Here is a 20,991-nt window from a genome sequence, read left to right on the forward strand (position 1 = left end):
GGATGTTCGGTGAGATTTAGTGTGTTGGCAAGCGGGAGCACAGGCAATGCCATCTACGTGGCGACAGACCGTGTTTCCGTGCTGATCGATGTGGGGATTACAGGCAAGCAGGCAGAGGCGGCGCTGCAAACAATCGGCGTCAATCCTGCCGATTTGAGCGCGATCCTCGTTACCCACGAGCACGTCGACCATATCAAAGGGGTCGGCGTCATGGCGCGGCGATACGATTTGCCGATTTACGCCAATGAAAAAACGTGGGCGGAGCTGAACGGACAGATTGGCGCGATCAAGGAAGAGCAAAAGCGCCTGTTTGCCGTAGGGGAGAAGCGGGAGCTGGAGGACTTGGGCATCGAGTCGTTCGGCATCTCGCACGATGCGGCGGAACCTATGGGCTTTTGCTTTTATCACGGCAAGAAAAAGCTCAGTGTGGCAACAGACCTGGGCTATGTCAGCGACCGGATCAAGGAGACGATTCGCGGTGCGGACGCGTATGTATTCGAGTCCAATCACGATGTCGAGCTGCTGCGTATGTCGCAGTATCCGTGGAGCATTAAACGGCGCATTTTAAGCGACGTGGGCCACTTGTCGAACGAGGCGGCAGGCGACGCTTTGACCGAGTGTTTGACGGGCGGAGCAGAGCGCGTGTATTTGGCCCATTTGAGCAAGGAAAACAACATGATCGACCTGGCCCGACTGACGGTGAAAAACATTTTGGAAGAAAAGGGGCTGACCGTCGGGGATGACGTGCATTTGCGCGATACCTACCCGGACCGCCCGACCAAGCTGGAAGAGCTATAGGAGCGGTTCGATCCGGGTCTGGCGGCTGCTGATCGCATCGGAGAGCTTGACCATCGTATCGAGCTGAAAGCTGAGCTGGCTGTCGAGCTCCTTTACTTTGGCTGTCAGCTCGTCATGCGTCAGCAGTCCTTTTGCAACGAGGAGGTCGATCAGGGCATGCAGGACAAGCGTATTGTGGTAATCCGTTTCCTGCAGATCGGCGAGCTTGGCGATGAGCTGTACTTCTTTCATACTCTATCAACCCTTTCTTTTAGCTGGTGTCAGAAAAAGCTTTTAATCTATCATATCCGCGCTCTCGGTGAAATATTCCGAGGGCTTTTTGCTTTTTTCATTCCACAACCTTTCCATATTTCTCACGCGATTTTGCCGAAACCAGGACGTATACTAAAGGTGTCAAAAGGAACAGACAGCAACGAACTCATACATGCAATCGGCTGACACAGGGGTATAGGAGAATGAAAAACCTGTAACCCTAGTATTAGTAGAGGAAGAAGGAGAGTGTGAATCATGGGGTTTTACGATGATTTGACTCACGTGGAGCGGAAAAAACGAAGCGGTTCTATCGGTCGCACTGTCTTGACGTCCGTAACGTCGGCGGTGATTGGGGGAATGGTCGTCCTGCTCATGCTGCCGACTCTCTCCAACTCCGGATATATCAATATGGTCAAGCCAGGAGCGTCAAACGTCATGAGCAATCCCGCGGCCAACCTGTTTGCCACGCCTGTATCTGTAAAGGTAGAAACCGGTACAGTAAACGCAGTGAAAAAAGTGGAGAACGCGGTTGTCGGCGTCATCAATATCGGCCGTGCCCGCAGCAATTGGTTCAGCAATACGCAAGATGTCGAGCAGGGTGAAGGTTCTGGCGTCATTTTCGAGAAAAAGGGCGGCAAAGCCCACATCATCACCAACTACCACGTCATCGACCAGGCGCAGAAGCTGGAAATCGCCTTGCCGACAGGGGAAAAGGTGGACGCGAAGGTTTTGGGTGCTGACCCGTACGCCGACCTCGCCGTCCTGGAAATCGACGGCTCCAAGGTAACCGCCGTTGCCGAGCTGGGGGACTCCTCCACGCTGCAAGTAGGCGAGCCGGCGATCGCCATCGGGAACCCTCTGGGCATGAAGTTTTCCCGCACGGTGACACAGGGCATCATCAGTTCTCTGGAGCGCTCCATGCCGATGGACTTTAACGAAGACGGCCAGGACGACTGGGAGCTGGATGTTTTGCAAACGGACGCAGCGATCAACCCGGGCAACAGCGGTGGCGCACTCGTCAACATTCAAGGACAGGTCATCGGGATCAATACGCTGAAAATCTCCAAAGCCGGTGTAGAAGGTCTTGGTTTTGCCCTGCCGATCAATGACGTGAAAGTCATCGTCAGCGAGTTGATGGAAAAAGGCAAGCTGGAACGCGCTTACCTCGGCGTACAGCCATTCGACCTGACCAACGTGCCGCGCGTGCATTGGAAAGAAACCTTGAACCTGCCGGATGAAGTAAAAGCAGGGGTCGTCATCCAAGGCGAAGTCGGCAAATTCTCCCCAGCGGGCGAAGTCGGCCTGAGACAATACGACGTCATCGTCAAAATGGACAACAAGGACATTGCCAACGGCGCTCAACTGCGCAAGTTCCTGACCTTGAACAAAAAGCCGGGCGACACGGTTGTGATTACGTACTACCGTGACGGCTTCAAGAAGACGGCTACTGTCAAGCTGACGAAAACACCGCAGTGATGAGTTGACGTGATATTGTGAGTAACAACAGTAAGGCTTTTGTGGTCGATTAAGCTTATGGATGGCAAGCGTTGCGTTGTTGCTATGGCGTTGCGCTTCCTTTCATAGAGTTTCCATAGATGGAGATGCGGACATGGCATGGCATGGCATGTAGCATGAATAAGGGCTGTGAATGCAAGTCCGCTCCGTGAGTAAAGATCGAGCTTGGCGGCGCTCTGGTGGCTGGTGAAAGACGGAATCCAGAAGTCTTCTGGAAGCCTGTTGCCAAACCGGAGCGTCTCGCCAGCAACAACTGACAGCAATTCCGGGACGATTTTGTCCCGTTTGCATATAAGTAGTTCCCCCCTCTATCTATTTGTAAAATAGATCCCTTCTTTGTAGAGCGTCGAGCTGAGATCGGCGCTTTCTTTTTTTGTGTGGAAACTGGGGTGAAGTGTCAGCTTAGCTTAGTTCGGAGCAGCAAATCAGCACGTCATGGATTTGTTTTGCTGTCGTTCTGGGGTAGAATAAGAAGCGACATGAAAATGCGCGGAAAAGAGGCAATGGAGATGGACAAGATGATGGAAAGCATTCGCATAGAGGGCAAGGAAGTGGAGCTGCAAGCGGGATATCCGGTGCGTTTTTCCTGCATGGAGCATCTGGAGCAGGAACTGGATGACTACGTGAACGACTTCGAGACGGCACCGGACACGTATCCGGCACAGGCGATCGACGACAGCGCAGCCGACAAGCGCTGCCGGGTATGCGGCGAGCCAGGCCAGATTGCGCTTTTGAAAGAGAAAGGAATGTAGACGAACGTGCAAATTTCGATTATCACCGTAGGCAAGCTGAAAGAAAAGTATTTGCGCGAGGGCATCGACGAGTACAGCAAGCGCCTGTCTGCCTACTGCAAACTGCAAGTAATCGAGGTCAACGACGAAAAAGCCCCGGAAGAAATGAGCGCGGCCGAAATGGAGCAGGTAAAGCGCAAGGAAGGCGAGCGCATCCTCGCGCAGATCAAACAGGACCAGTATGTGATCGCACTTGCGATCGAGGGGCAGATGTGGTCGTCGGAAAAGCTGTCGGCGGAGCTGGACAGGCTGGCGCTGCACGGGCGCAGCCAGGTGGCGTTCGTAATCGGCGGATCGCTCGGGCTGGCAGACACGGTGCTGAAGCGGGCGGATGCGCTGTTGTCTTTTTCGAAGATGACGTTTCCGCATCAGTTGGTGCGGTTGGTGTTGTTGGAGCAGGTTTATCGGGGGTTTCGGATTAGTCGGGGGGAACCGTATCACAAGTAGCGGCAACGGTTTGAATTTGATTTATTAGAAAAAGTTCACTACAATTTTGAAAGAGATACTATAGGAAAAAGTACCCCTTTATGGAAAATGGATATAAAATAGATGTGAGAATTGAACTGTTTTTCATATATCAAAAGGGGACTTGGAATTGGAGGAACAAAAATATGTACGTTAAAGGTGTTTTGGAAAAGTTATATACAAGACTAAAGACCGAAGATGTTAAGGAGCTAATTAGCAAATACAGCCCAACTTGGGATGCAGGAAAGAAAATAAAGAAAAAGGATTTAATGCAGGAATTTTTATTACTTGAACAGTTCATAAGGCCAGAAGAAATTAAAGATTTTGTAGAAATGGCTGTAATGAAAAAAGTGATCGGATTGCCTGCTTATACCCACAAATTGGAAAATACTGATTTTCTATATGGAAAGGATTTAACAACATTAAAGACAGAATATGAGAAACTGGATCACCCATTTACTGGAAGGAACACTGTGACTGTTAAGGTTACAAATTTTGAAACTAGTACATTCTCTCTAAAATTTCGTATAAAAGAATTTGAGGGGAGTTGGAAAACTGGAATTAAGGATTTGGATAGCTTAACAGCGATTGATACCGCCAACGTGGTAATTAATTTAAGTACTAAAGTTGTATCAATTAATGCAGGAAGCGATGCTATCCATGATATGGTTCTTAATTATTTGAAATATGTTTGCAGATGGCCCTTATCAACATATAGAATTAGTAAATCAAATTCATATACACACTCTGAGAATGCTAGTTATAAAACTACAATTCTCTTAGACTTGGTCTATAACCGATTAAAAGACCAAGGTATAGATGCTAGATTTGAGGAAATAAAATTCAAAGTTGGAAGTGAAAAAGATGACGTTAAAGATGTAACAATGAATGGAAATCAATTACTTACATCTTATTTGGCATGTGAATATATTACTTTAGGTAAAGATATCATTCAATTTAAGCTTAAGGCCTCATTTAATGGAAATTCGTTTGCAGTTCAATTTTCACTAAAAGGAAAAGATTTAGATTATCTGAAGATAGTTATTGTTGATACAACCAATGAGCAACTAAAAAATAGGGTAATGGAAATTATTCAAGAAGAATATATTAAAATGTGCGAACAAGGGATTGGTGACCTTCTAAGAATTAAGAAATTGTTAAACTCAATTTATGAACGGTTTGCCAAAAAAGACCAGGTCTATACTGAGGTTATTGAAAATAGTGTAATCATTACTATTGAATCAGTAGCAAAATTGCTAAACAAATTAGACAATGAAGATCAAGAAATCAAAGAAGTATTGCAAAGCATTGTTAGTGCAAATGAAACCATCTTACACTCGACTGGGTATAAGGCTGAAATAAAAAGTCTTAGTGATATTAAAAAGTTTTAATTTGTAACCAGAGTATATTAGATATATTTCTTTACCAAGAATACGGAAAGGGGGGATTAATATGTTTGATCTAGAGCGAAATTGTGTGTTCTATAATGTAGATGATATCAATAGAATAAAAAATAGTATAAAGATAAATACTTCTTTGTTTGATAAATTTCAGATTGAAGAAGATTGTTCAGATTACACTAAAGTAACATATACGTGGATTGATCATATTAGGGTGAGGGACAAAATTGTAGGTAGAGAACAAAAAACGGTTAGCTTTTTATTATTGGGACCAAGTAACATAATATGTTTCTTTTTAAATTCAGAAAGTAAGATGGTATTCATAATAAAAAAGTTAATAGACATCTCACAAGTTTCTTTCAAAAAACTAAATCTGTTTAATATTTTTATTAACGGTCGATTAGATGAAAAAAAGACGTTGTTCAAAATAATAAACTACCATGTTAAAAAACCATCTACGACTTATAATGAAAATATTTTTTGGGAAATAAACAATGAAGAAATAGGTAGGAGCGAAATTAGAAATTTTTATGATTCAAATTTAATAACCAATCTTACATTAAAAAGCAATAACATTTATTTTTACTTGGATAGCCAATCAGTAGTCTCGTTTAATGATACAGATGGGATAAAGGAGATCTTGGATGTCATTGTTAAAATTACGGGAAATATTAACTAGGTGGGGTACATTTTTATTTGTTATTTTTTTATCTATTGTAGCAGTTTTAGTGATTGTTTACATTTATGGGGATCAGGATTTATCTAAGGTTAATATAAACGACAAAGCAGAATTGTTAAGTTGGATTTATGCAGGAATAATGTCTTTGGTAGCTATCTTGACGATATTCGTAACATTTTCTTATGAACACAAATTGATAGCCGCAACTGAAATTTTGAACTCTTTCTATAGACCCTATACATTATCACTTGAGGAATTAAGGCATGGACTAATAAAATACCATTCTTTAACAGCGAAAGATAGACTTCTAAATTATATATACTTCATATTACTATTGCTATCATTCTTGTCTTTTGTTTTTTGGGGAACTATAATCTTAATTTATTCTAAATTTTCAATCCTTAGGCTAAATGGCACCCTATCAGTAGAGAGCATTGTTGATTTTGGGTTATATTCCTTTTGGTTTCTAATGGCTACAATATTTATTTTAATTCTTTTTGTTATTAATCAGTCTAGGAATAATAAAAATCCATTAACTAAGGGATATTTGCCAATAGTGAATCAATTGTTAGACGTCGATTTCATTAGTAAGCAAAATATTGATATTAGTGAGCTTTTGTATAAAACCTGTCCGATTGTCGAGTTATACTCAAACCCTGTTGAAAATAATTTGAATAGCTATGAACTAAATATCTATTTTCCAATAATGATGAAGAATTACAGATATGTAATCAATATATTCAACCACAACCATGAAATAATTTTTAAATGTTATGGTACAATTCTAGATATATTTGAAGTAGGAATGATGCACAAAGAGTCTCTAGATTTACTAGAAGATGCGTTTGTTAGTATAAATGAAAATTGCTATGGTGAAATTAAAATCTATAATCAAAATCTAGATGCATTAACTAGGATAAGATTGACTCCTGAGATAAAAAGAGACAGCGTTACATTTACTCCACAAAGAAAAGTTAAAATTAGTACCCATGACAATGATAAAAGCATACTACTACAGCAAGAATCAATAAATATTCAATACGAGAAATTTTGAGTTTAAGAACAAAAAATCCTAAGATTTGTATGAACCAAATTCACTAGCGCTTCTGCCAATAATTTTGTGCTTGACCAACCAAAATATACCAGGAAGTACTTTCCCTAATTGAGACTTTTTTCAGGACAATAGAATACATTGAGTAAGGCGAAGTGTATCATTGTCTTCGCCTTATCTTACAAAAAATACGTTACCCCAGCTAACAATTAATTTAGCATGCTATCAAACTGCCATTCAATACTATCAATTTTCCTATCTTTCGTCACCGTTATTTCCTTAATCAACGCATGGACAAGCTGCTTCCGCTTCGCATGATCAGCCCTTTTAAACACATTCCGAAACTCCCTCAACATACCCTTCAACACTTCAAACGGTATTGGAGCGGCTTCACCAGATTGCAACTGGCACTCGATTTCCGCTTTTCGAGCCGACAACCTCTGCTCCTGTTCCTTTAGCTCCTGAAATCTTGCTTTCAATATTTCAACTTCGAGCATATCGTTTTCGTACAGCCCCATATACTTGCCCATCTTACGCTTAATATCTGCCAGTTCCTTGTCCAGATGTTTCAATTCCTGTACTAGTGGCTCTTTATCCACTTCTTGTCGTTGTCCCAGTTCCCTTGCCACATCTTCTGTGATTTGTGGCTGGCTTACTATCTTCTCTATACGAGCAAGAATCTCTTCTTCAGCATAATCTGCCCTAACGCTATTCGCCCGGCATACCGCAGAGCCTTTATTGGCAAACTGTCCACATTGATAGTACAGTGTGTATTTGATTTCCCCATTCTTGTTTTTACGAGTGGCACGCTGAGCAACCATACCATGCCCACACATAGGGCAGCGCATGACCCCAGTAAAGGGAAAGGAGCCATGAAACACCTGTGCTGGCTTTTCGGATTTTGTCTTGTACATGGCTTGTACGGTGTTCCAGAGTTCTTCAGAAATGATTGGTTCATGCTCACCATCTGCCAGAATGGGGCTGGCATTGGTACCTTTACGTCTTTTAACTGTCCAATTCTCTTGTTTATTGAAACGGATTTTGCCTACATAAAGCGGGTTATTCAGGATGTCTTTAACTGCCACTACACTAAAAGGCTTGCCCCATTTGGTCTTGTAGCCGAGGTGATTTAGTTCATTGGCAATCGCTTTTATCCCTTTTCCACTGGCGTATTTTTCAAAGATCATCCGTACCAATGCCGCTTCTGATTCCACAATTACGAGTCTGGTCTCCTTTCGTTTACGGAATGTACTGCCTTCCACTTCAACAGACTCATACCCCAAAACTTTACCACCGTTCCATTTCCCTTGTCTGGCACGTTGTTTCATGCCCATTTTGACGTTATCGACAATTGTATTACGCTCCAGTTCCGCAACTGACCCCATCATTTGGAGAGCAAATCTGCCCATTGGTGTCTCTGTTTCAAAATTCTCGGTATAGCTGCGGAAGGAAACACCATGTTTTTGCAGTTCGTCTACGATGGTCAACAGATCAAGTTGGTTACGTGAAATCCGGTTAATCTTCCAAACGATCACTTCTTGAAACAGCCCTTGTTTGGCATCTCGCAGTAACTGTTGGAGTTGAGGACGATTCTGTATTGACTTGCCAGATATACCTTCGTCTTTATACTCCTTGGAAACTATATATCGGTTTTGTTTAGCATATTGTCTCAATGTGTCCAACTGAGCCTGTATAGAGTAACCTTCCTCAGCTTGCTCCTCAGTACTTACTCGAGCATAGATCGCAACGGATTTCAAGTTATCAAACATCTACAACGCCTCCCTATGAATCAGTGCATTTCCACACTTGGCAGAGCCTCATCAAACACAAATTTTTTCGATGAGGGAACCGCATCTCAATCCCTTTTTTCGTGAAAATGCTCTACATAAAAGAAGGCGAGAACATCAAAATTTACTCCCTGTATCTATGACGACTGTGAAGATTACAGGCTTTTTGAGATATAGATAACACTTTGAGCCAATTACAGAAGCGGGAGAGTTTAGAAGTAAAGTGGACATGTTTGGAGGGAACGGCAATGACGGGACTGGATGTGTTATGTGTGTTGTTTGGACTGTATTGCTGGGATAGGATTCTACAGCACAGGCTAAAAGAATGGACGGGACAGCATACCACACTTAGAAATCGTGGAAGAAAACGATTTGTCATTCGATCATTTAAGGTAAGAGGAAAATGAGCAGAACTAGAAGGTTTGTATCCTTAGGCGGGTATGGTTATTATCCTGCCGACTTCATCTGCTCAGCAACCAAGCTCATTGCCGAGTTAAGGAGCCATTCCTGTAATGAATGAATTTGGGGTTTGAATAAAAAAAGCACCTTCTGTAAACTGGGAAACGTTCCGTCCAAAGAACAATTACCCGTACAGGAGGTACTCCACAATGAAGTATAAGCAATCGAAAAAGCAGAATCAACGTATTCAACAAATTACCGAATTAACCCTTGTTGTCGGTGCAGATATTGCCAAGAAAACGCATGTTGCCAGAGCTGTCGATTTCCGCGGAATCGAGATTGGTAAGGACTGTGTGTTCGGCAATGACCATTCTGGCCTGACGAAACTCGTTTCGTGGATGAAGGAGCTTCAGCGGCAATACGCCAAGACGGATATCATCTTGGGCATTGAGCCAACCGGACACTACTGGTTTCCACTGGCCGAATTTCTGCATCGAGAAAACATCAAAGTCGTTATCGTGAATCCTCATCACGTCAATAAAAGCAAAGAACTTGAAGACAATTCACCGACGAAGAATGATTACAAGGATGCTAGGTTAATCGCTGATTTAGTTCGCAATGGCAAGTACAGCGAGCCCAAATTGCCTACGAGCGTTTATGCCGATCTTCGTATTCTCATGAACCTTCGAGAGAAGGTGATGGTGAACTTCGGTCAAGTCCAACGGCGTATCCAGAACTGGCTTGATCGCTTCTTTCCGGAGTACAGCCTTGTGTTTAAAGATTGGGAAGGAAAGGCCTCGCTCATCACGCTTCGTGAATTTCCGACGCCACAGGAGATTGTATCGCTTGGCGCGAGTACAATCGTGAACCGATGGAAGGAAGACGTGAAGCGAGCGGTTGGCTCCAAACGTGCAGCGCAACTCCTACAAGCTGCCACAAACTCAATTGGACTTACCGAAGGGCTGACGGCGGCGAAAATCGAGCTCAAGGCCTTACTGGAACAATATGAACTATTCTCAAGGCAACTTGAAGAAATCATGGCGCAAGTGGAAGCATTGCTTGCACAAATTCCAGGTACAAATGAAATGCTGACAGTACCAGGAATCGGCGTTGTTACGCTGGCGGGCTTCTTGGCTGAAGTTGGTGATCTTAGCGGTTATGACCATGGGCAGCAGATCATCCGTCTTGCTGGATTTAACCTCAAAGAGAACAGTTCCGGCAAGAAGAAGGGCAAGTCCACGATTACCAAGCGTGGACGATCCCGACTAAGAGCCTTGCTATTTCGGGCGATGATGCCGATGGTCGCCAAAAACGCCGAATTCAAGGCGTTGCACCATTACTTTACGAAGCGAAGTCATAATCCGCTCAAGAAGAAGCAGTCTATAGTGGCACTCTGCGGGAAGCTCATTCGCGTACTGTACACACTAGGCACGAAGTGCATTCCGTACAATGCGTCCGACGTATTAGGACCTGTACGCCAGTCCCAAATACAGATGGTAGCTTAAATTCAAACGATAATTCTCGTTTCTCACAAGAGCTTGGAAGTAAACCAATGACAACAGAAGCACGGAGCAGCCGCAGGATCTATTCCGTAAGGGCAACGACCCAGTAAAGGAGCAAGAAGCGGCGTCCACACCTTGAGAGGCAGAACGAAGGAATGTAAGGGCGAAGACCCAGCGTGACATGGGAGGGTAAGCCGTCAGGGGAATGGAGTGGATATCCAAATGTGCGGTCATACGATTTACCAATAGATTGGAAAAAAGATTCGAATCTTTATTCCCGCCACCGGCTCATCCAGAAAAATATTCCATAATTACATGCTTCGCCCACTTCTCTGGAATGTTGATGGTTGAAAATCTAAGAATGAGTGAGCAAACGCGAGAAAACATTAATTTATAGTGGGAGTGAACATAATGGCAGGAACAAAAGTGGCACTGAACCGATCACAAAAGATGCTCAGCCAATTGGAAAAGCAAGATCGGGAACAGATACAGAAGAGAATAGCCCGATTAGGCTTTGTTCCAGATGAAGTGCTGGCAACGTTACCACTGGAAAAGAGAGCTACAAGGGCAAGACTGCTCGTTTTCTTGGAATACGAAGAGATCAATCAGGCGTATGCCTGTTCCCATATAACAGAAATCCATTATTCTTGTACCTTTTATCCCAGCGTGATGATCGAATACCTGCATTATATGCTGGATGAGGTAGGGCTTTTACCAGCAGAAGAAATAGACGTTTACAGAGACTTGATTGTGGCTACAAATCCAGACGTAATGCAAAACTTTGATCAGTTGGAAAGGAAGTGGAGAGCATGTCTAGCTCAGGTGTAACCATTGAGACCAAAATACCCTTGCCGGATAAAACGGCAGACTCGCTCACATCCGTCATGACGATAACGGATAAAGAAGAGCGGGGGAAAAAGATCACTACGGTTGACCATATGATCTATCTGGACAAGGAAGTGGGGAATAAGCCGAAACGGTCTGGGAATCAAGCGGCACTACAGCAGATATTTGACAAAGTGCTGCATGGGAAGAAGCTGAATCGTACCGAAACATCGACTCTGTTGAAAGCAATAGCGGCTGTAGTGGAGAAGTAACCCCCCTAAAGTTTTCTTTTTACTGGATAAGAAACTTATGTTTCCTTAGATACTACCATCCCAGCCGTACCGCCCATGATGGAAACGAGTTCAAAAATTACACAATCCCGATCAACAAAAAGTAGGTTTTTCTCCATGAGAAACCTGCTTTTTTCTTATGCTGGGTATTGGAAATGTAAGCTCATCCCCCCTGTTATGTGGCAGATAAGCGGGATGGGTTGTGCCGCCCATGATAAAGAGATGATAACCAATTTTCGCAGAAAAAATTTCTGACGATGAAACACCTTGACGGAACCGATCAGCTAAGCAAGTTGATAGACGAAAATCGCCCAGATCGCTGCCGAATTGGTTCGGGGCTTCCGATTACGGACAGATGGAGCAGATGAAGAACAAGGTGATTCTGCCGTGTCCATATCATCAGTATGTGGTTGGGGTGTGATATGTAGGAGTTCCTAGGAACTTATAGGGCAATTTTCAACGAAACGGTCGAGGACGATAAAACATACCAGCAAAGGCAGATAGCCTATAAAGTTCCTAGGCTAAAATCGGTCTGGTGATGTGCTGAAGAGGGGGAGCAGAGGCAGATTGATTTTTAAGAATAACGAAAGCAATGAAAGGATGGAACTCGGAATGAGCAATATTGTGCGTATTTCAGTGAAAGCAGAAGAGGGTAAGCCAAAGAAGCGGAATGTGTATGTGCAGTCTGCCAGTGATGTGAAACGACTGCTCAATAATACGATCAATGAACTAAGGAATGGCGAGATAGACAGTAAGAGTGCCAATTCGATTGGCTATCTGGCGAACATCTTGCTCAAGGTGTTCGAGACAGAAGAAGTTATCCAGAAAGTGAAGGAACTGGAAGAAAAGTTTACACTGATTACCGACCATAGCCGTCCATAAGGGCGGCTATTATCCTGTAATAAATGACAATAAAACCATTTTGAGTAAATATATTCCTTTTAATTACATCAGTATATAAAATTTACCAGATTGCCCAGCCCAGTATTCTCCACACTGGTCATAGTACGAGGGGGTAAATTTTGATGTTTCGGGTTATTTCTTTTAGATGGATTTTTTATCGGGCTACGTTTTGTACGACAAAATGACCGCTCCATTTTCCATCTACAAATACACAATTGTGGAGGCTGATTAGCATGGCAAAGATCAACATTAACGGAGTTAAGAATGAAAAAGGGACGGGTTTTACGCCCGTACCTGAGGGGGTCTATGAAGCGATCATTACCAGAGTAAATATCACCACATTTAGTTCTGGTAATCCGGGACTGAACCTCATGTTAACCATTCGTACTGATGTGGAGCAACCATGCGGAAATCGTAAACTTTTTGACAATTTAGTACTTGTAGAGAGTTCCATGTACAAATATGATCTGGTTGCTGAGGCTACAGGGTTCCCAGAAGACCAAGAAATTACCTCGTTGGAGCAGTTCAGAGACTATATCTTGCATAAGCCTGTACAGGTCAAGGTACTTCATGAGCCTGACAAATATAATCCAGAAAAAACAAGAGAGCGTATCAGCACATACAAAAAAGGACTGGAGCTTAGCGAAGATACTGAGCTTCCAGCAACTGAGGATGAGGTTATAGACAAGATGACCGAGCAAGTAAAGGACATCATACGTAAGAAACGGGAGAAAAAGGACATGCAAGGATAAGAATATTCGAGTGTCAGCGGGAAGCGGGCGATACCAGCCCTATTCCGCTGAACGGGAAAAAGTGGCTCTGAGAGGAAAGGGAACTGGAGAGGGTACAGGAGAGCATACATTCCCAAAAAGAAGAGAAAACCAAGCGGACATGGGGGCGCAGCCCCCACCCCGCAGGGGAATCAGTAAAACTCTTTTATTTCTCTTTTATTTTCTCTTTTAAACTCTTTTAAGGATTCATCTATCACCGTTCCGTATGGATAAAGGGCTATATTTCCTCGTAAATCCTCCAGTTACCCTCTTAAGTCCACCACCTGTCCGCTTACCTTCTACACCTGTCCTCGTAAATCTTCCACTTGTGAAAGGTAATGCAATCAGTGGGGAATCAGGACGTGGAGATATTGGGAGGAAGGTAGGCTTCCGTAAGAATACAGGGAAATGCCTAGCCTAACTTTATAAGATATATTGCCAGATTGTTTGATTTTTTCATTATCATCGAAAACAGTATCGGAGTGCATAATATGGAAATTATATCCTCAAGCATGCCAAGAGGGCATCTAGCTTTTCATCTCTTGAGTGAGCGAGCATTGGATGCCATGAATCTATGCGGCAATCGGGGCAGGCTTTCTAAAGGAAATTTGCCAGCAGAACGAGTATACCAATCCAGTAATAAAGAGGAGATAAGGTTACAACTGCCTTTTATAGACGGAAAGTACGAAGAAATTACGCAAAATGATCTAGACGTTTTACGGGCGATCACGATCCATTATGCAGAGATAAAGGAAATACATTGCCCATTTGCCACACCAGACCCCACGGAGTGGGTCGATGAATCATTATCAGGTGCCCAGTTAAAAATAGTAGATTCCTCAGACATTTTTGACTTATGGCATGATGGAAAAGCCATTGCGATAGGCATTACTCCAGAACAAATACGGAAGCGGCTTGGCAACGTGACAAATAAACAGCTTCCTACACCTACCATTACCCGTTCCCTACAACGCCTTTCACAGATGAGAGTGGAGGGAATCTATAAGGTACGATCTGAAAAGGGAACACTTGATGTTCCGATCAATGGAACGCTGCTTCATTTTGAGATAGGAACAGGGGGTAACCATAGTATCGTGTACAATATCTATTTTGCGACTCAATGGGGGCGACTCTATTTAAACAATGTCCAGTGGGGAAACCTCATCCGAATATATACACCAGATTATCTTACTCTTTCTAATGGGGCCAAGAATCTGTTCATGACAGTCATGGTATTTCCTAATCCCGTTTTCATTCGTAGGGAAGATACACTACTTTCCATGCTGGGAATTAAGATTGGAAAAAATCGTAATAGAGCAGTACAAAATCTGGTTAGGTATGCAGACGAACTGGAACAACTTCAGATGATAACTTGGCAATGTAAGAACGGAACCTACACCATTGAGCGTTTGATCGACCCTGCCATTGTACCAGGAACAGAAGCAAAAGAAGATCAAGACTGGTAAGGAGTGAGCCAAGCCATGACAGAATGGGATGAAAAAGAACAATATCTGCTGTTTATTAAGCTCCTAGCTGATTTGATACAAGAAGAGGTAGATAAGAGAAATACCGAACAGATTGCCAGCTAAGCAAAAAGGGAACCAACTCAAGATGAGCGGTTCCCTTTTTGCTTTATCTTCTGTCTAATGATCTACATTCCGTTGTTGTATCTGACCAGTTGTTCTTCATTGCCGTTGTCATACTTGGCTAGAACTAAGCCAATATGCGGGGCATAGTATTTGGTTACGGTTGCTTTTCCATCTTTATCAGAAAGCTCTTCCGTCACTTCTATGCAATTTTTGAATGTTCCGGCAGGTGTTGTCACTTCTTGGTCAACTGCAGTAATTTCTCCTGTAATCTTACTGTTTTCGCCCTGATCACTGACCCAGTTAGATTCCGATGTGGTCAATAGAATATGTTCCGTAGAATCTGTACGGTCTAAAAGAGTATTGTAAGACTGAACTTGCATAATCGTGTTTGAGCTAACCGAATACACTGTTTCCAATAGAGAAGTAGGTGTAAGGGATGGGTTATTGTCTGTTATGGTGACCTTTTTTGTGACAGAAAATTGGTTTCCAGCTACCCCATTATTCATGGCGTGAGTAACTTCCAGCGAATTCATGATGACTTTCCCATCTTTATCGTACATATTGTAGCTACGCTCTGACATATGTTTAGTTGGGAAATATTCGGTCAGGTTGATAGCTTCGATTTCTGCTTTACTCGGAGTACCAGAACCAATCAGTAGCCCATAAAGTAAAAATGGTAAGATGGCTGCCGCCACGCCTTTCCAGCTAGTTCCACCAGCGTCTTTGATTTTGTTTAGCAGAGTAGATGGGTCATTTTGCTGGCTCTTAATGGCAGTGATTTTTTTCTGTGCATGGTTATAGTACATGGTATTGCCCAAAAATCCACAAAAGACAGCTAAAGCGGCAGTAGCAGATATGGGACTGTGAAAGAGAAACCGTTCGGCAATGATATAAAAGACAGCAAGAATGAGGACTTGGAGGTACATTTTTCTGTACCCCATCCAATAAATGTTCCCAATAAATGCTGCCCAGTTCCAACTTGCACGATTGCCGCTTGTTTTCTTCCACTTTGACAAGTAGTAATCAGCGTTATGCCCGATAAACAGACGAAGCTCTGTATCCAGAGTGGCAGTCTGTTGGTATGCTAAAGGTGAAGATTCTTGGGTAACCGCCAATGGAATATCTATTTCTTCTCTATTATCCATATCGTTTCGGTTTGTGTTTTCCATATTTAGGAATCCCCCGTATCATTCATTATTAGAATCGTCTATTAGCTGAGCATCTAATTTTATCGAATCTACTTCAAAACCCCTAGCAAACCACTCAGGTAAGAACTTCTCGGTGCATTCGACTTTTGCCCCGTTTTCTTTATTTACCATGACATAGATTTTTGTGTTTTCCATGTTCGCTCATCCCTTCTAAATTGGAAAAAGTAGTATAAAACTAATATACAATACTCATGAGTACAATTAAAGATCTGTGTTTTGACTTCCTGTTACTGTTTTGCATTGTCCCGCTTCTCTAGTCTGATAGAGAGGTGGTTGCGGTGTCGGCATTTCTAAAGTCAGTGGGTGAACGGATTCGTTCTATACGAAAAGCGCAAGACTTAACACAGGAAGCCCTTGCAGAAAAAGCTGGTCTCCATTACTCCTACATTGGCGGTGTGGAGCGGGGAGATCGGAATATCTCGCTTGAAACACTGGAAAAGATTATTGATGCACTGGGAGTATTGCCGGTTGAAATATTCCTGTTCGATTATGCTGATACTGAACAGGAGCAAATTGATAAGAAACAGGTATTGGAAGCTCTCAATTCATTGTTGATTGGACGCAATCTTCAAGAAGTTAAGCTGGTTCATCGGCTCACAAAAGACATACTGGCAACTATTGACGAACAGAAAAACCTATGAATTATAGAAGTGACACGATTAGCCCCATTCCTCAAGCAGAGGATGGGGCATTGCTATTATTGGCGTACTTCAGCCTATGAGCGAGGGTGTTCTTCTCCAGTTTCACATGAAGAAGCTGGAGTTGGGCTTGTTGGTTCTTGTGGTGAATGTCGGTCAGTACGTCTTTGAGCGTTTCAAGGTGCAGATTGCTGGCATTCGTGTAGGCGTAAGTGAGCGTGGATTCGATCATCTGGTTGTAGGTTTCAATTTGTGCTACCAGGTGATCTTCTTCGTCAATAAGATGCTCATAGCGTTCGGAAGCTTTTTGGGTGTTCATTTCAATTCATCCCCTTTTTGCTGATGAAGCGGGGAAATCCCGCTTTTTTGGCATTTTTTCAGCAGGGGAGCGGGAAGTAAAGAGGGGGAGATAATTTTATAGCAAGATAAAACCTGGCGCTTTGTTTACATTTTGGTAATGTAATGAGAAGTAATGAATTGCACAGGTTATAGAGATATTAGGTAAGAGCATAGTCAATTAAATATCATGTCTTGTTATTTGAATATAAATTTTCGCAAATAGCGAAAATTCTATTTACAAATAGGTTTATACATAGTACTCTATAAATGCAGCGAAACGTTGATAGACTGATAGAGTCAACGGGTCATCTCCCATCGGATGGAGTGTACTGTACACTCGAGGAATACTGTAGAGGTATTCTACATTTTAGGGGCCGCATGTGGTTCGACCACCGTCATGCAGCGCCGCAACGTGCGCCGGGAGAGGCGCACGTTCAGAAATAAGTTAGGTAGGTGCCCAGCATGCACCATCTTCTTCTCGGGAGGGAACTAAGCCCAAAATCCTCTTAGTTCCAGAAGGAGAATATTTATGAACAAAAAATTGCTGTCCTTGCTGGGCATCCCAACAGTATCCAGAAATTCCAGAAAAGCTCAGAAAAAAAGTAGTGTGCAATTGAAACGGAAAATCTTTCAATTCTCGTTTAAAAGTCTAGAGGTTCTATCCCTCATACTAAGAATTGCGCACATTATTTTTGAGTTTCTAAAAAAGTAATTAGGATGCTGTGGCATGGGAAACCTACCTAATTTTAATTTTCCCCTTTTTTATTGGTTCGAAAGGATGATTGTAATGATAGGTGATGTGCTAAAAAAAACTCGTGCGATCTATGGTTACAAAGCAACTGAGATGAGTTCTAAACTTGGGATTTCCAGTAGTTACCTATCGGAGATAGAAAATAATAAAAAGCAGCCGTCATTAGAACTACTTCAAAGATACTCGGAAATTTTAGGTATCAGGCTGTCATCATTAATATTACTTTCTGAAAATTTAGAAAACGCAACTAAGCGAAATAAGAGCCAGGAATTTATTAAAAAAATGATGCTTGGGTTAATTAATTCAATGTCAAAAGATGAGGGTGCTTTTGATGAGTTTGAAGAAGAAAAGGTATGATCTTAATCAATGCGCTTTATATAAATGTAGAGGTAAAGGTCGTTTAGCATACCTTCTTCACATGAACAAAGAAGAATTTGATAACCTTGAAAAATTGATAGAGTATTACTCATTTACTACAGATAAGAATGATGGAGATAAAAGACTAATAACCGCTCCTAGAAATAACTTAAAAAAGATTCAAAAACGAATATTAAAATTAATTACATTTGTCAAGAGACCCGAATGGCTTATTTCGGGTGAACGTGGAAAAAATTATATTGACAACGGGAAATTTCATCAGCAATCACATTATCTTTTAACAATGGATATTAAGAAGTTCTACGAAAATTGTAAGAGAGAATTTGTGTATAGATTCTTTCGATATACAATGTGTATGTCTGGTGATATTGCGGAAATTTTAACTAATATAGTTACACTCGAGCAAAAAATACCAACAGGATGTCCGACTAGTCAATTGATAGCGTATTATGCATATCAAGAGATGTTTGAGAATATTAAAAAAATTGCTAACAAATATAATTGTGTTTTTACATTGTACGTTGATGATATGACTTTTTCTAGTAAAAGGCCATTTAATCCTGACAAACTTAGAAATGAAATTGATATTGAACTGAGAAAATATGGGCATAGGCCGAAATATAGTAAAGTTCAATATTATTCAAGAAATAGCAATAAGCTTGTTACTGGCGTTGTTATTTCTAAAGATCATAATCTTTTGGTAGCAAACAAATTACAGAAGAAGATATACGATAATGCCATGAAGTTGAAGAAAGTAAATGGTAATAAAAAAGAAGCTAAGATTGCGTATCAACTAGAAAGTGATCTTCGTTCATTAAAAGGACAATTACAGGCTGCAAGGAATGTGAAAAAGGGAATATTCCCAGAGATAAACCGCTTGGTAGAAAACAGTATGATTAATTTATCGAAATAGTATACATATTGAGCATGCAAAAGGCCGACGCAAAGTGGAACCGAATAATGGGACTTAACTGACCAAAGTGTATTTCATTATAATTTATACATGGAGAATTATTAAAATCTGCGAATCTTGCTGAAAAAGGAATATGGACCACATCTTTGTTTGAAAAGGTAAGAGGTAATAAATAGTGGTTAGCTATACATGTATAAGAAGTGTAAGTTTGAGGAGGGAAGCATCAGACCTCCTCTTTTAGTATTTTTCAGATGTGGGTGGTCAAAATTGGGAGGAAAAAATTTACTAGTCAACCGTATTACGAAGCTTTGAAATCATTTCTTGTTCTAATTCGTACTGCTCAGTAAAATGTTGAAGCCATAAATATCCGATTCCGATAGACACTAGAATAGGAGTGATACTTTCAAATATATTCCCAACAAGCAATGGAGAGAGTGTACCGGAAATTGCGGCGTATAAACTTACTCTAGCCTTCACTTGTTTAACTGTAGCTGTTCCATTTAACAGATGATACATAAACCAGAGGACAGTATTGACACCGCATAACGCTAATATAAGTTTTAGATCAAGACCATTTCCATGTACGCCTGATAATAAAATAGGCGTGTAAATAATGAGTGAAACATAAATCGCGAAGTAACTGATACAGAATAAATACGATCTATGACTGAAAACTTTTATAATCTCAACAGGAATTTTATTGGGGCCAATTATAAATTTGGGTAGCCATACAGGACTAAATTTAAACATTCCAAGTATAAGAACTGTAATCCAGATAGTTGATAGAGTAGAGGCAGCCATTTTATCTGGAATTATTAGTGATTTGTTCATAGGAACTATTATGGCAGCAGAGCCAAACATAACATATACTCCTCGTAGAAAACCAAAATAACTTGGGGTGAAAATCCAGTTATAAAAGCTCTCTAAAAACGAAAAAAAACATCTAAAAAAATATAACAATAGTATCCCTCCATGAATAAAAGAATGCTATATGTTACGAAATTAGAAGAGTTTGGTTTCGTTGCAGATTTTCAAAACTCGGTGAGCTGTGAACGCTCACCAAAATGTTGACCACTTTGCTCATCATAAAGTTACCCACCTGACAGTTTGAGCACACGTCATCATTTTCACACCTAATTGCAAATGTTTTTACTGAGCCAAGGATCGTCAAGGGCTTGCGTAGCAAGGGGTTTACCCTTTATCCTTGACGATCCTTGGTGCAGGAAATAAAATGCTACTTTGTGTGAAAAAAAGCATCGTAGGTGGTCAACTCGAAGATGAGCGTTTGCTCCAAAAATGGTCAACTTTTTGATTAGCATTCACAGTGAGCCGTATCACAAATAGTGGTAAACCAGAAAATAGAATTTGTTGTTGATAAATTCTACATTGAAAAGTTGCTAGAATAATGCCTACCATTTATCAGGAGGGAGTTACTATGATTGAGGTGGTTTGGGGTAGAATAAAAGATTGTGAAGGTCAAGTATTCCGGCAACTTAGAGGCGGAGAATTTTTTTATCAGGTCAAAGGTAATGTTATTGAGTTGAGCAGAACTAACCGTTCAGTATCAAAAAGCACCTTTCAAGAAGCACTAAAATATGTTCCACTTGAAAATACTGTGCCAGTACAAAATCTCCAGGCTCCGTCGTATTTGTTTGCAATTTTAATGGACAATAGGATTAGAAAGGGTGATTGGTAGACTTTATTAACCAATTTGTAGTTTTCCCAAAGTATAACATCATTGAAAAGTA

At 41.6% G+C, this 20,991-nt stretch carries 23 protein-coding genes; 17 read left to right on the top strand and 6 right to left on the bottom strand.

Annotated elements, in window-relative coordinates:
- The first annotated feature begins 9 nt into the window (after positions 1-9).
- The gene (locus BA6348_RS03200; protein ID WP_007780446.1) at positions 10-798 is read left to right on the top strand and encodes an MBL fold metallo-hydrolase; all 789 of its coding nucleotides are present in this window, start codon (positions 10-12) and stop codon (positions 796-798) included.
- On the opposite strand, the gene BA6348_RS03205 is transcribed toward BA6348_RS03200, so the two are convergent.
- Entirely contained in the window at positions 793-1,029 is a 237-nt protein-coding gene (locus BA6348_RS03205; protein ID WP_122952689.1) for a hypothetical protein, read from the bottom strand. The genes BA6348_RS03200 and BA6348_RS03205 overlap by 6 nt on opposite strands.
- A 276-nt stretch (positions 1,030-1,305) precedes the next feature.
- On the opposite strand from BA6348_RS03205, the gene BA6348_RS03210 reads away from it, so the two are divergent.
- The 6 genes from BA6348_RS03210 to BA6348_RS03235 all read left to right on the top strand — a co-directional run bounded on the left by BA6348_RS03210 (position 1,306) and on the right by BA6348_RS03235 (position 6,954).
- Positions 1,306-2,526: a S1C family serine protease gene (locus BA6348_RS03210; RefSeq protein ID WP_005831709.1), complete on the top strand. Its 1,221-nt coding sequence runs from the start codon at positions 1,306-1,308 to the stop codon at positions 2,524-2,526.
- Positions 2,527-3,074: 548 nt separating this feature from the next.
- A complete protein-coding gene (locus tag BA6348_RS03215; RefSeq protein ID WP_007780439.1) occupies positions 3,075-3,317 on the top strand; it encodes a CxxH/CxxC protein in 243 nt (80 codons plus the stop codon).
- Positions 3,318-3,323: 6 nt separating this feature from the next.
- The gene (gene rlmH / locus BA6348_RS03220; protein ID WP_007780437.1) at positions 3,324-3,803 is read left to right on the top strand and encodes a 23S rRNA (pseudouridine(1915)-N(3))-methyltransferase RlmH; all 480 of its coding nucleotides are present in this window, start codon (positions 3,324-3,326) and stop codon (positions 3,801-3,803) included.
- Positions 3,804-3,967: 164 nt separating this feature from the next.
- Positions 3,968-5,212, top strand: coding sequence for a hypothetical protein (locus BA6348_RS03225; RefSeq protein WP_141333642.1), 1,245 nt, complete (start codon positions 3,968-3,970; stop codon positions 5,210-5,212).
- Between the two features lie 61 nt (positions 5,213-5,273).
- Positions 5,274-5,900, top strand: coding sequence for a hypothetical protein (locus tag BA6348_RS03230; RefSeq protein WP_122952687.1), 627 nt, complete (start codon positions 5,274-5,276; stop codon positions 5,898-5,900).
- The gene (locus tag BA6348_RS03235) at positions 5,866-6,954 is read left to right on the top strand and encodes a hypothetical protein (RefSeq protein ID WP_122952686.1); all 1,089 of its coding nucleotides are present in this window, start codon (positions 5,866-5,868) and stop codon (positions 6,952-6,954) included. The genes BA6348_RS03230 and BA6348_RS03235 overlap by 35 nt, the downstream gene beginning before the upstream one ends.
- Before the next feature lie 206 nt (positions 6,955-7,160).
- On the opposite strand, the gene BA6348_RS03240 is transcribed toward BA6348_RS03235, so the two are convergent.
- Positions 7,161-8,720: a recombinase family protein gene (locus BA6348_RS03240; protein ID WP_122952685.1), complete on the bottom strand. Its 1,560-nt coding sequence runs from the start codon at positions 8,718-8,720 to the stop codon at positions 7,161-7,163.
- 626 nt (positions 8,721-9,346) lie between these two features.
- Between BA6348_RS03240 and BA6348_RS03245 the strand changes: the two genes are divergently transcribed.
- The 6 genes from BA6348_RS03245 to BA6348_RS03270 all read left to right on the top strand — a co-directional run bounded on the left by BA6348_RS03245 (position 9,347) and on the right by BA6348_RS03270 (position 14,893).
- On the top strand, positions 9,347-10,642 hold the full coding sequence (locus BA6348_RS03245) for an IS110 family RNA-guided transposase (RefSeq protein WP_023555147.1): 1,296 nt from the start codon (positions 9,347-9,349) through the stop codon (positions 10,640-10,642).
- Positions 10,643-11,050: 408 nt separating this feature from the next.
- A complete protein-coding gene (locus BA6348_RS03250) occupies positions 11,051-11,467 on the top strand; it encodes a hypothetical protein (protein ID WP_122953252.1) in 417 nt (138 codons plus the stop codon).
- Positions 11,449-11,736, top strand: a complete 288-nt coding sequence (locus tag BA6348_RS03255; RefSeq protein ID WP_122953251.1) for a hypothetical protein — start codon at positions 11,449-11,451, stop codon at positions 11,734-11,736. The genes BA6348_RS03250 and BA6348_RS03255 overlap by 19 nt, the downstream gene beginning before the upstream one ends.
- Positions 11,737-12,366: 630 nt before the next feature.
- Entirely contained in the window at positions 12,367-12,636 is a 270-nt protein-coding gene (locus tag BA6348_RS03260) for a hypothetical protein (protein ID WP_129552161.1), read from the top strand.
- Positions 12,637-12,890: 254 nt separating this feature from the next.
- Positions 12,891-13,409 carry a DUF669 domain-containing protein gene (locus BA6348_RS03265; RefSeq protein ID WP_122953249.1) on the top strand — a complete coding sequence of 173 codons (519 nt, stop codon included), beginning with the start codon at positions 12,891-12,893 and terminating at the stop codon, positions 13,407-13,409.
- 509 nt (positions 13,410-13,918) lie between these two features.
- Complete coding sequence (locus tag BA6348_RS03270; RefSeq protein WP_122953248.1) at positions 13,919-14,893, top strand: hypothetical protein; 975 nt, start codon at positions 13,919-13,921, stop codon at positions 14,891-14,893.
- Between the two features lie 185 nt (positions 14,894-15,078).
- Here the strand turns inward: BA6348_RS03270 and BA6348_RS03275 are convergent, their stop codons facing one another.
- Positions 15,079-16,185: a DUF2628 domain-containing protein gene (locus BA6348_RS03275; protein ID WP_122953247.1), complete on the bottom strand. Its 1,107-nt coding sequence runs from the start codon at positions 16,183-16,185 to the stop codon at positions 15,079-15,081.
- A gap of 18 nt (positions 16,186-16,203) precedes the next feature.
- The gene (locus BA6348_RS26485; RefSeq protein ID WP_165328972.1) at positions 16,204-16,359 is read right to left on the bottom strand and encodes a hypothetical protein; all 156 of its coding nucleotides are present in this window, start codon (positions 16,357-16,359) and stop codon (positions 16,204-16,206) included.
- 143 nt (positions 16,360-16,502) lie between these two features.
- Here BA6348_RS26485 and BA6348_RS03280 point away from each other — a divergent pair, with 143 nt between their 5' ends.
- Entirely contained in the window at positions 16,503-16,865 is a 363-nt protein-coding gene (locus BA6348_RS03280) for a helix-turn-helix domain-containing protein (RefSeq protein WP_122953246.1), read from the top strand.
- Positions 16,866-16,896: 31 nt separating this feature from the next.
- On the opposite strand, the gene BA6348_RS03285 is transcribed toward BA6348_RS03280, so the two are convergent.
- Positions 16,897-17,181, bottom strand: coding sequence for a hypothetical protein (locus tag BA6348_RS03285; RefSeq protein WP_122953245.1), 285 nt, complete (start codon positions 17,179-17,181; stop codon positions 16,897-16,899).
- Positions 17,182-17,988: 807 nt separating this feature from the next.
- Between BA6348_RS03285 and BA6348_RS03290 the strand changes: the two genes are divergently transcribed.
- Both BA6348_RS03290 and BA6348_RS03295 read left to right on the top strand, forming a co-directional pair.
- Positions 17,989-18,309 carry a helix-turn-helix domain-containing protein gene (locus BA6348_RS03290; protein WP_122953253.1) on the top strand — a complete coding sequence of 107 codons (321 nt, stop codon included), beginning with the start codon at positions 17,989-17,991 and terminating at the stop codon, positions 18,307-18,309.
- On the top strand, positions 18,284-19,243 hold the full coding sequence (locus tag BA6348_RS03295; protein WP_122953243.1) for a reverse transcriptase family protein: 960 nt from the start codon (positions 18,284-18,286) through the stop codon (positions 19,241-19,243). The genes BA6348_RS03290 and BA6348_RS03295 overlap by 26 nt, the downstream gene beginning before the upstream one ends.
- Positions 19,244-19,528: 285 nt before the next feature.
- Here the strand turns inward: BA6348_RS03295 and BA6348_RS03300 are convergent, their stop codons facing one another.
- Complete coding sequence (locus BA6348_RS03300) at positions 19,529-20,203, bottom strand: hypothetical protein (RefSeq protein ID WP_165328973.1); 675 nt, start codon at positions 20,201-20,203, stop codon at positions 19,529-19,531.
- Positions 20,204-20,678: 475 nt separating this feature from the next.
- On the opposite strand from BA6348_RS03300, the gene BA6348_RS03305 reads away from it, so the two are divergent.
- Complete coding sequence (locus BA6348_RS03305) at positions 20,679-20,939, top strand: hypothetical protein (protein WP_005835523.1); 261 nt, start codon at positions 20,679-20,681, stop codon at positions 20,937-20,939.
- Positions 20,940-20,991: the final 52 nt, after the last annotated feature.

The organism is Brevibacillus agri (assembly GCF_004117055.1).
Lineage (GTDB): Bacteria > Bacillota > Bacilli > Brevibacillales > Brevibacillaceae > Brevibacillus > Brevibacillus agri.

Bases quoted from the DNA above. Each gene is read 5' to 3' on its own strand.
- BA6348_RS03205 (WP_122952689.1), bottom strand. From the start codon at position 1,029: ATGAAAGAAGTACAGCTCATCGCCAAGCTCGCCGATCTGCAGGAAACG.
- BA6348_RS03210 (WP_005831709.1), top strand. From the start codon at position 1,306: ATGGGGTTTTACGATGATTTGACTCACGTGGAGCGGAAAAAACGAAGC.
- BA6348_RS03215 (WP_007780439.1), top strand. From the start codon at position 3,075: ATGGACAAGATGATGGAAAGCATTCGCATAGAGGGCAAGGAAGTGGAG.
- BA6348_RS03225 (WP_141333642.1), top strand. From the start codon at position 3,968: ATGTACGTTAAAGGTGTTTTGGAAAAGTTATATACAAGACTAAAGACC.
- BA6348_RS03230 (WP_122952687.1), top strand. From the start codon at position 5,274: ATGTTTGATCTAGAGCGAAATTGTGTGTTCTATAATGTAGATGATATC.
- BA6348_RS03235 (WP_122952686.1), top strand. From the start codon at position 5,866: ATGTCATTGTTAAAATTACGGGAAATATTAACTAGGTGGGGTACATTT.
- BA6348_RS03240 (WP_122952685.1), bottom strand. From the start codon at position 8,720: ATGTTTGATAACTTGAAATCCGTTGCGATCTATGCTCGAGTAAGTACT.
- BA6348_RS03245 (WP_023555147.1), top strand. From the start codon at position 9,347: ATGAAGTATAAGCAATCGAAAAAGCAGAATCAACGTATTCAACAAATT.
- BA6348_RS03250 (WP_122953252.1), top strand. From the start codon at position 11,051: ATGGCAGGAACAAAAGTGGCACTGAACCGATCACAAAAGATGCTCAGC.
- BA6348_RS03255 (WP_122953251.1), top strand. From the start codon at position 11,449: ATGTCTAGCTCAGGTGTAACCATTGAGACCAAAATACCCTTGCCGGAT.
- BA6348_RS03260 (WP_129552161.1), top strand. From the start codon at position 12,367: ATGAGCAATATTGTGCGTATTTCAGTGAAAGCAGAAGAGGGTAAGCCA.
- BA6348_RS03265 (WP_122953249.1), top strand. From the start codon at position 12,891: ATGGCAAAGATCAACATTAACGGAGTTAAGAATGAAAAAGGGACGGGT.
- BA6348_RS03270 (WP_122953248.1), top strand. From the start codon at position 13,919: ATGGAAATTATATCCTCAAGCATGCCAAGAGGGCATCTAGCTTTTCAT.
- BA6348_RS03275 (WP_122953247.1), bottom strand. From the start codon at position 16,185: ATGGAAAACACAAACCGAAACGATATGGATAATAGAGAAGAAATAGAT.
- BA6348_RS26485 (WP_165328972.1), bottom strand. From the start codon at position 16,359: ATGGAAAACACAAAAATCTATGTCATGGTAAATAAAGAAAACGGGGCA.
- BA6348_RS03285 (WP_122953245.1), bottom strand. From the start codon at position 17,181: ATGAACACCCAAAAAGCTTCCGAACGCTATGAGCATCTTATTGACGAA.
- BA6348_RS03290 (WP_122953253.1), top strand. From the start codon at position 17,989: ATGATAGGTGATGTGCTAAAAAAAACTCGTGCGATCTATGGTTACAAA.
- BA6348_RS03295 (WP_122953243.1), top strand. From the start codon at position 18,284: ATGAGTTTGAAGAAGAAAAGGTATGATCTTAATCAATGCGCTTTATAT.
- BA6348_RS03305 (WP_005835523.1), top strand. From the start codon at position 20,679: ATGATTGAGGTGGTTTGGGGTAGAATAAAAGATTGTGAAGGTCAAGTA.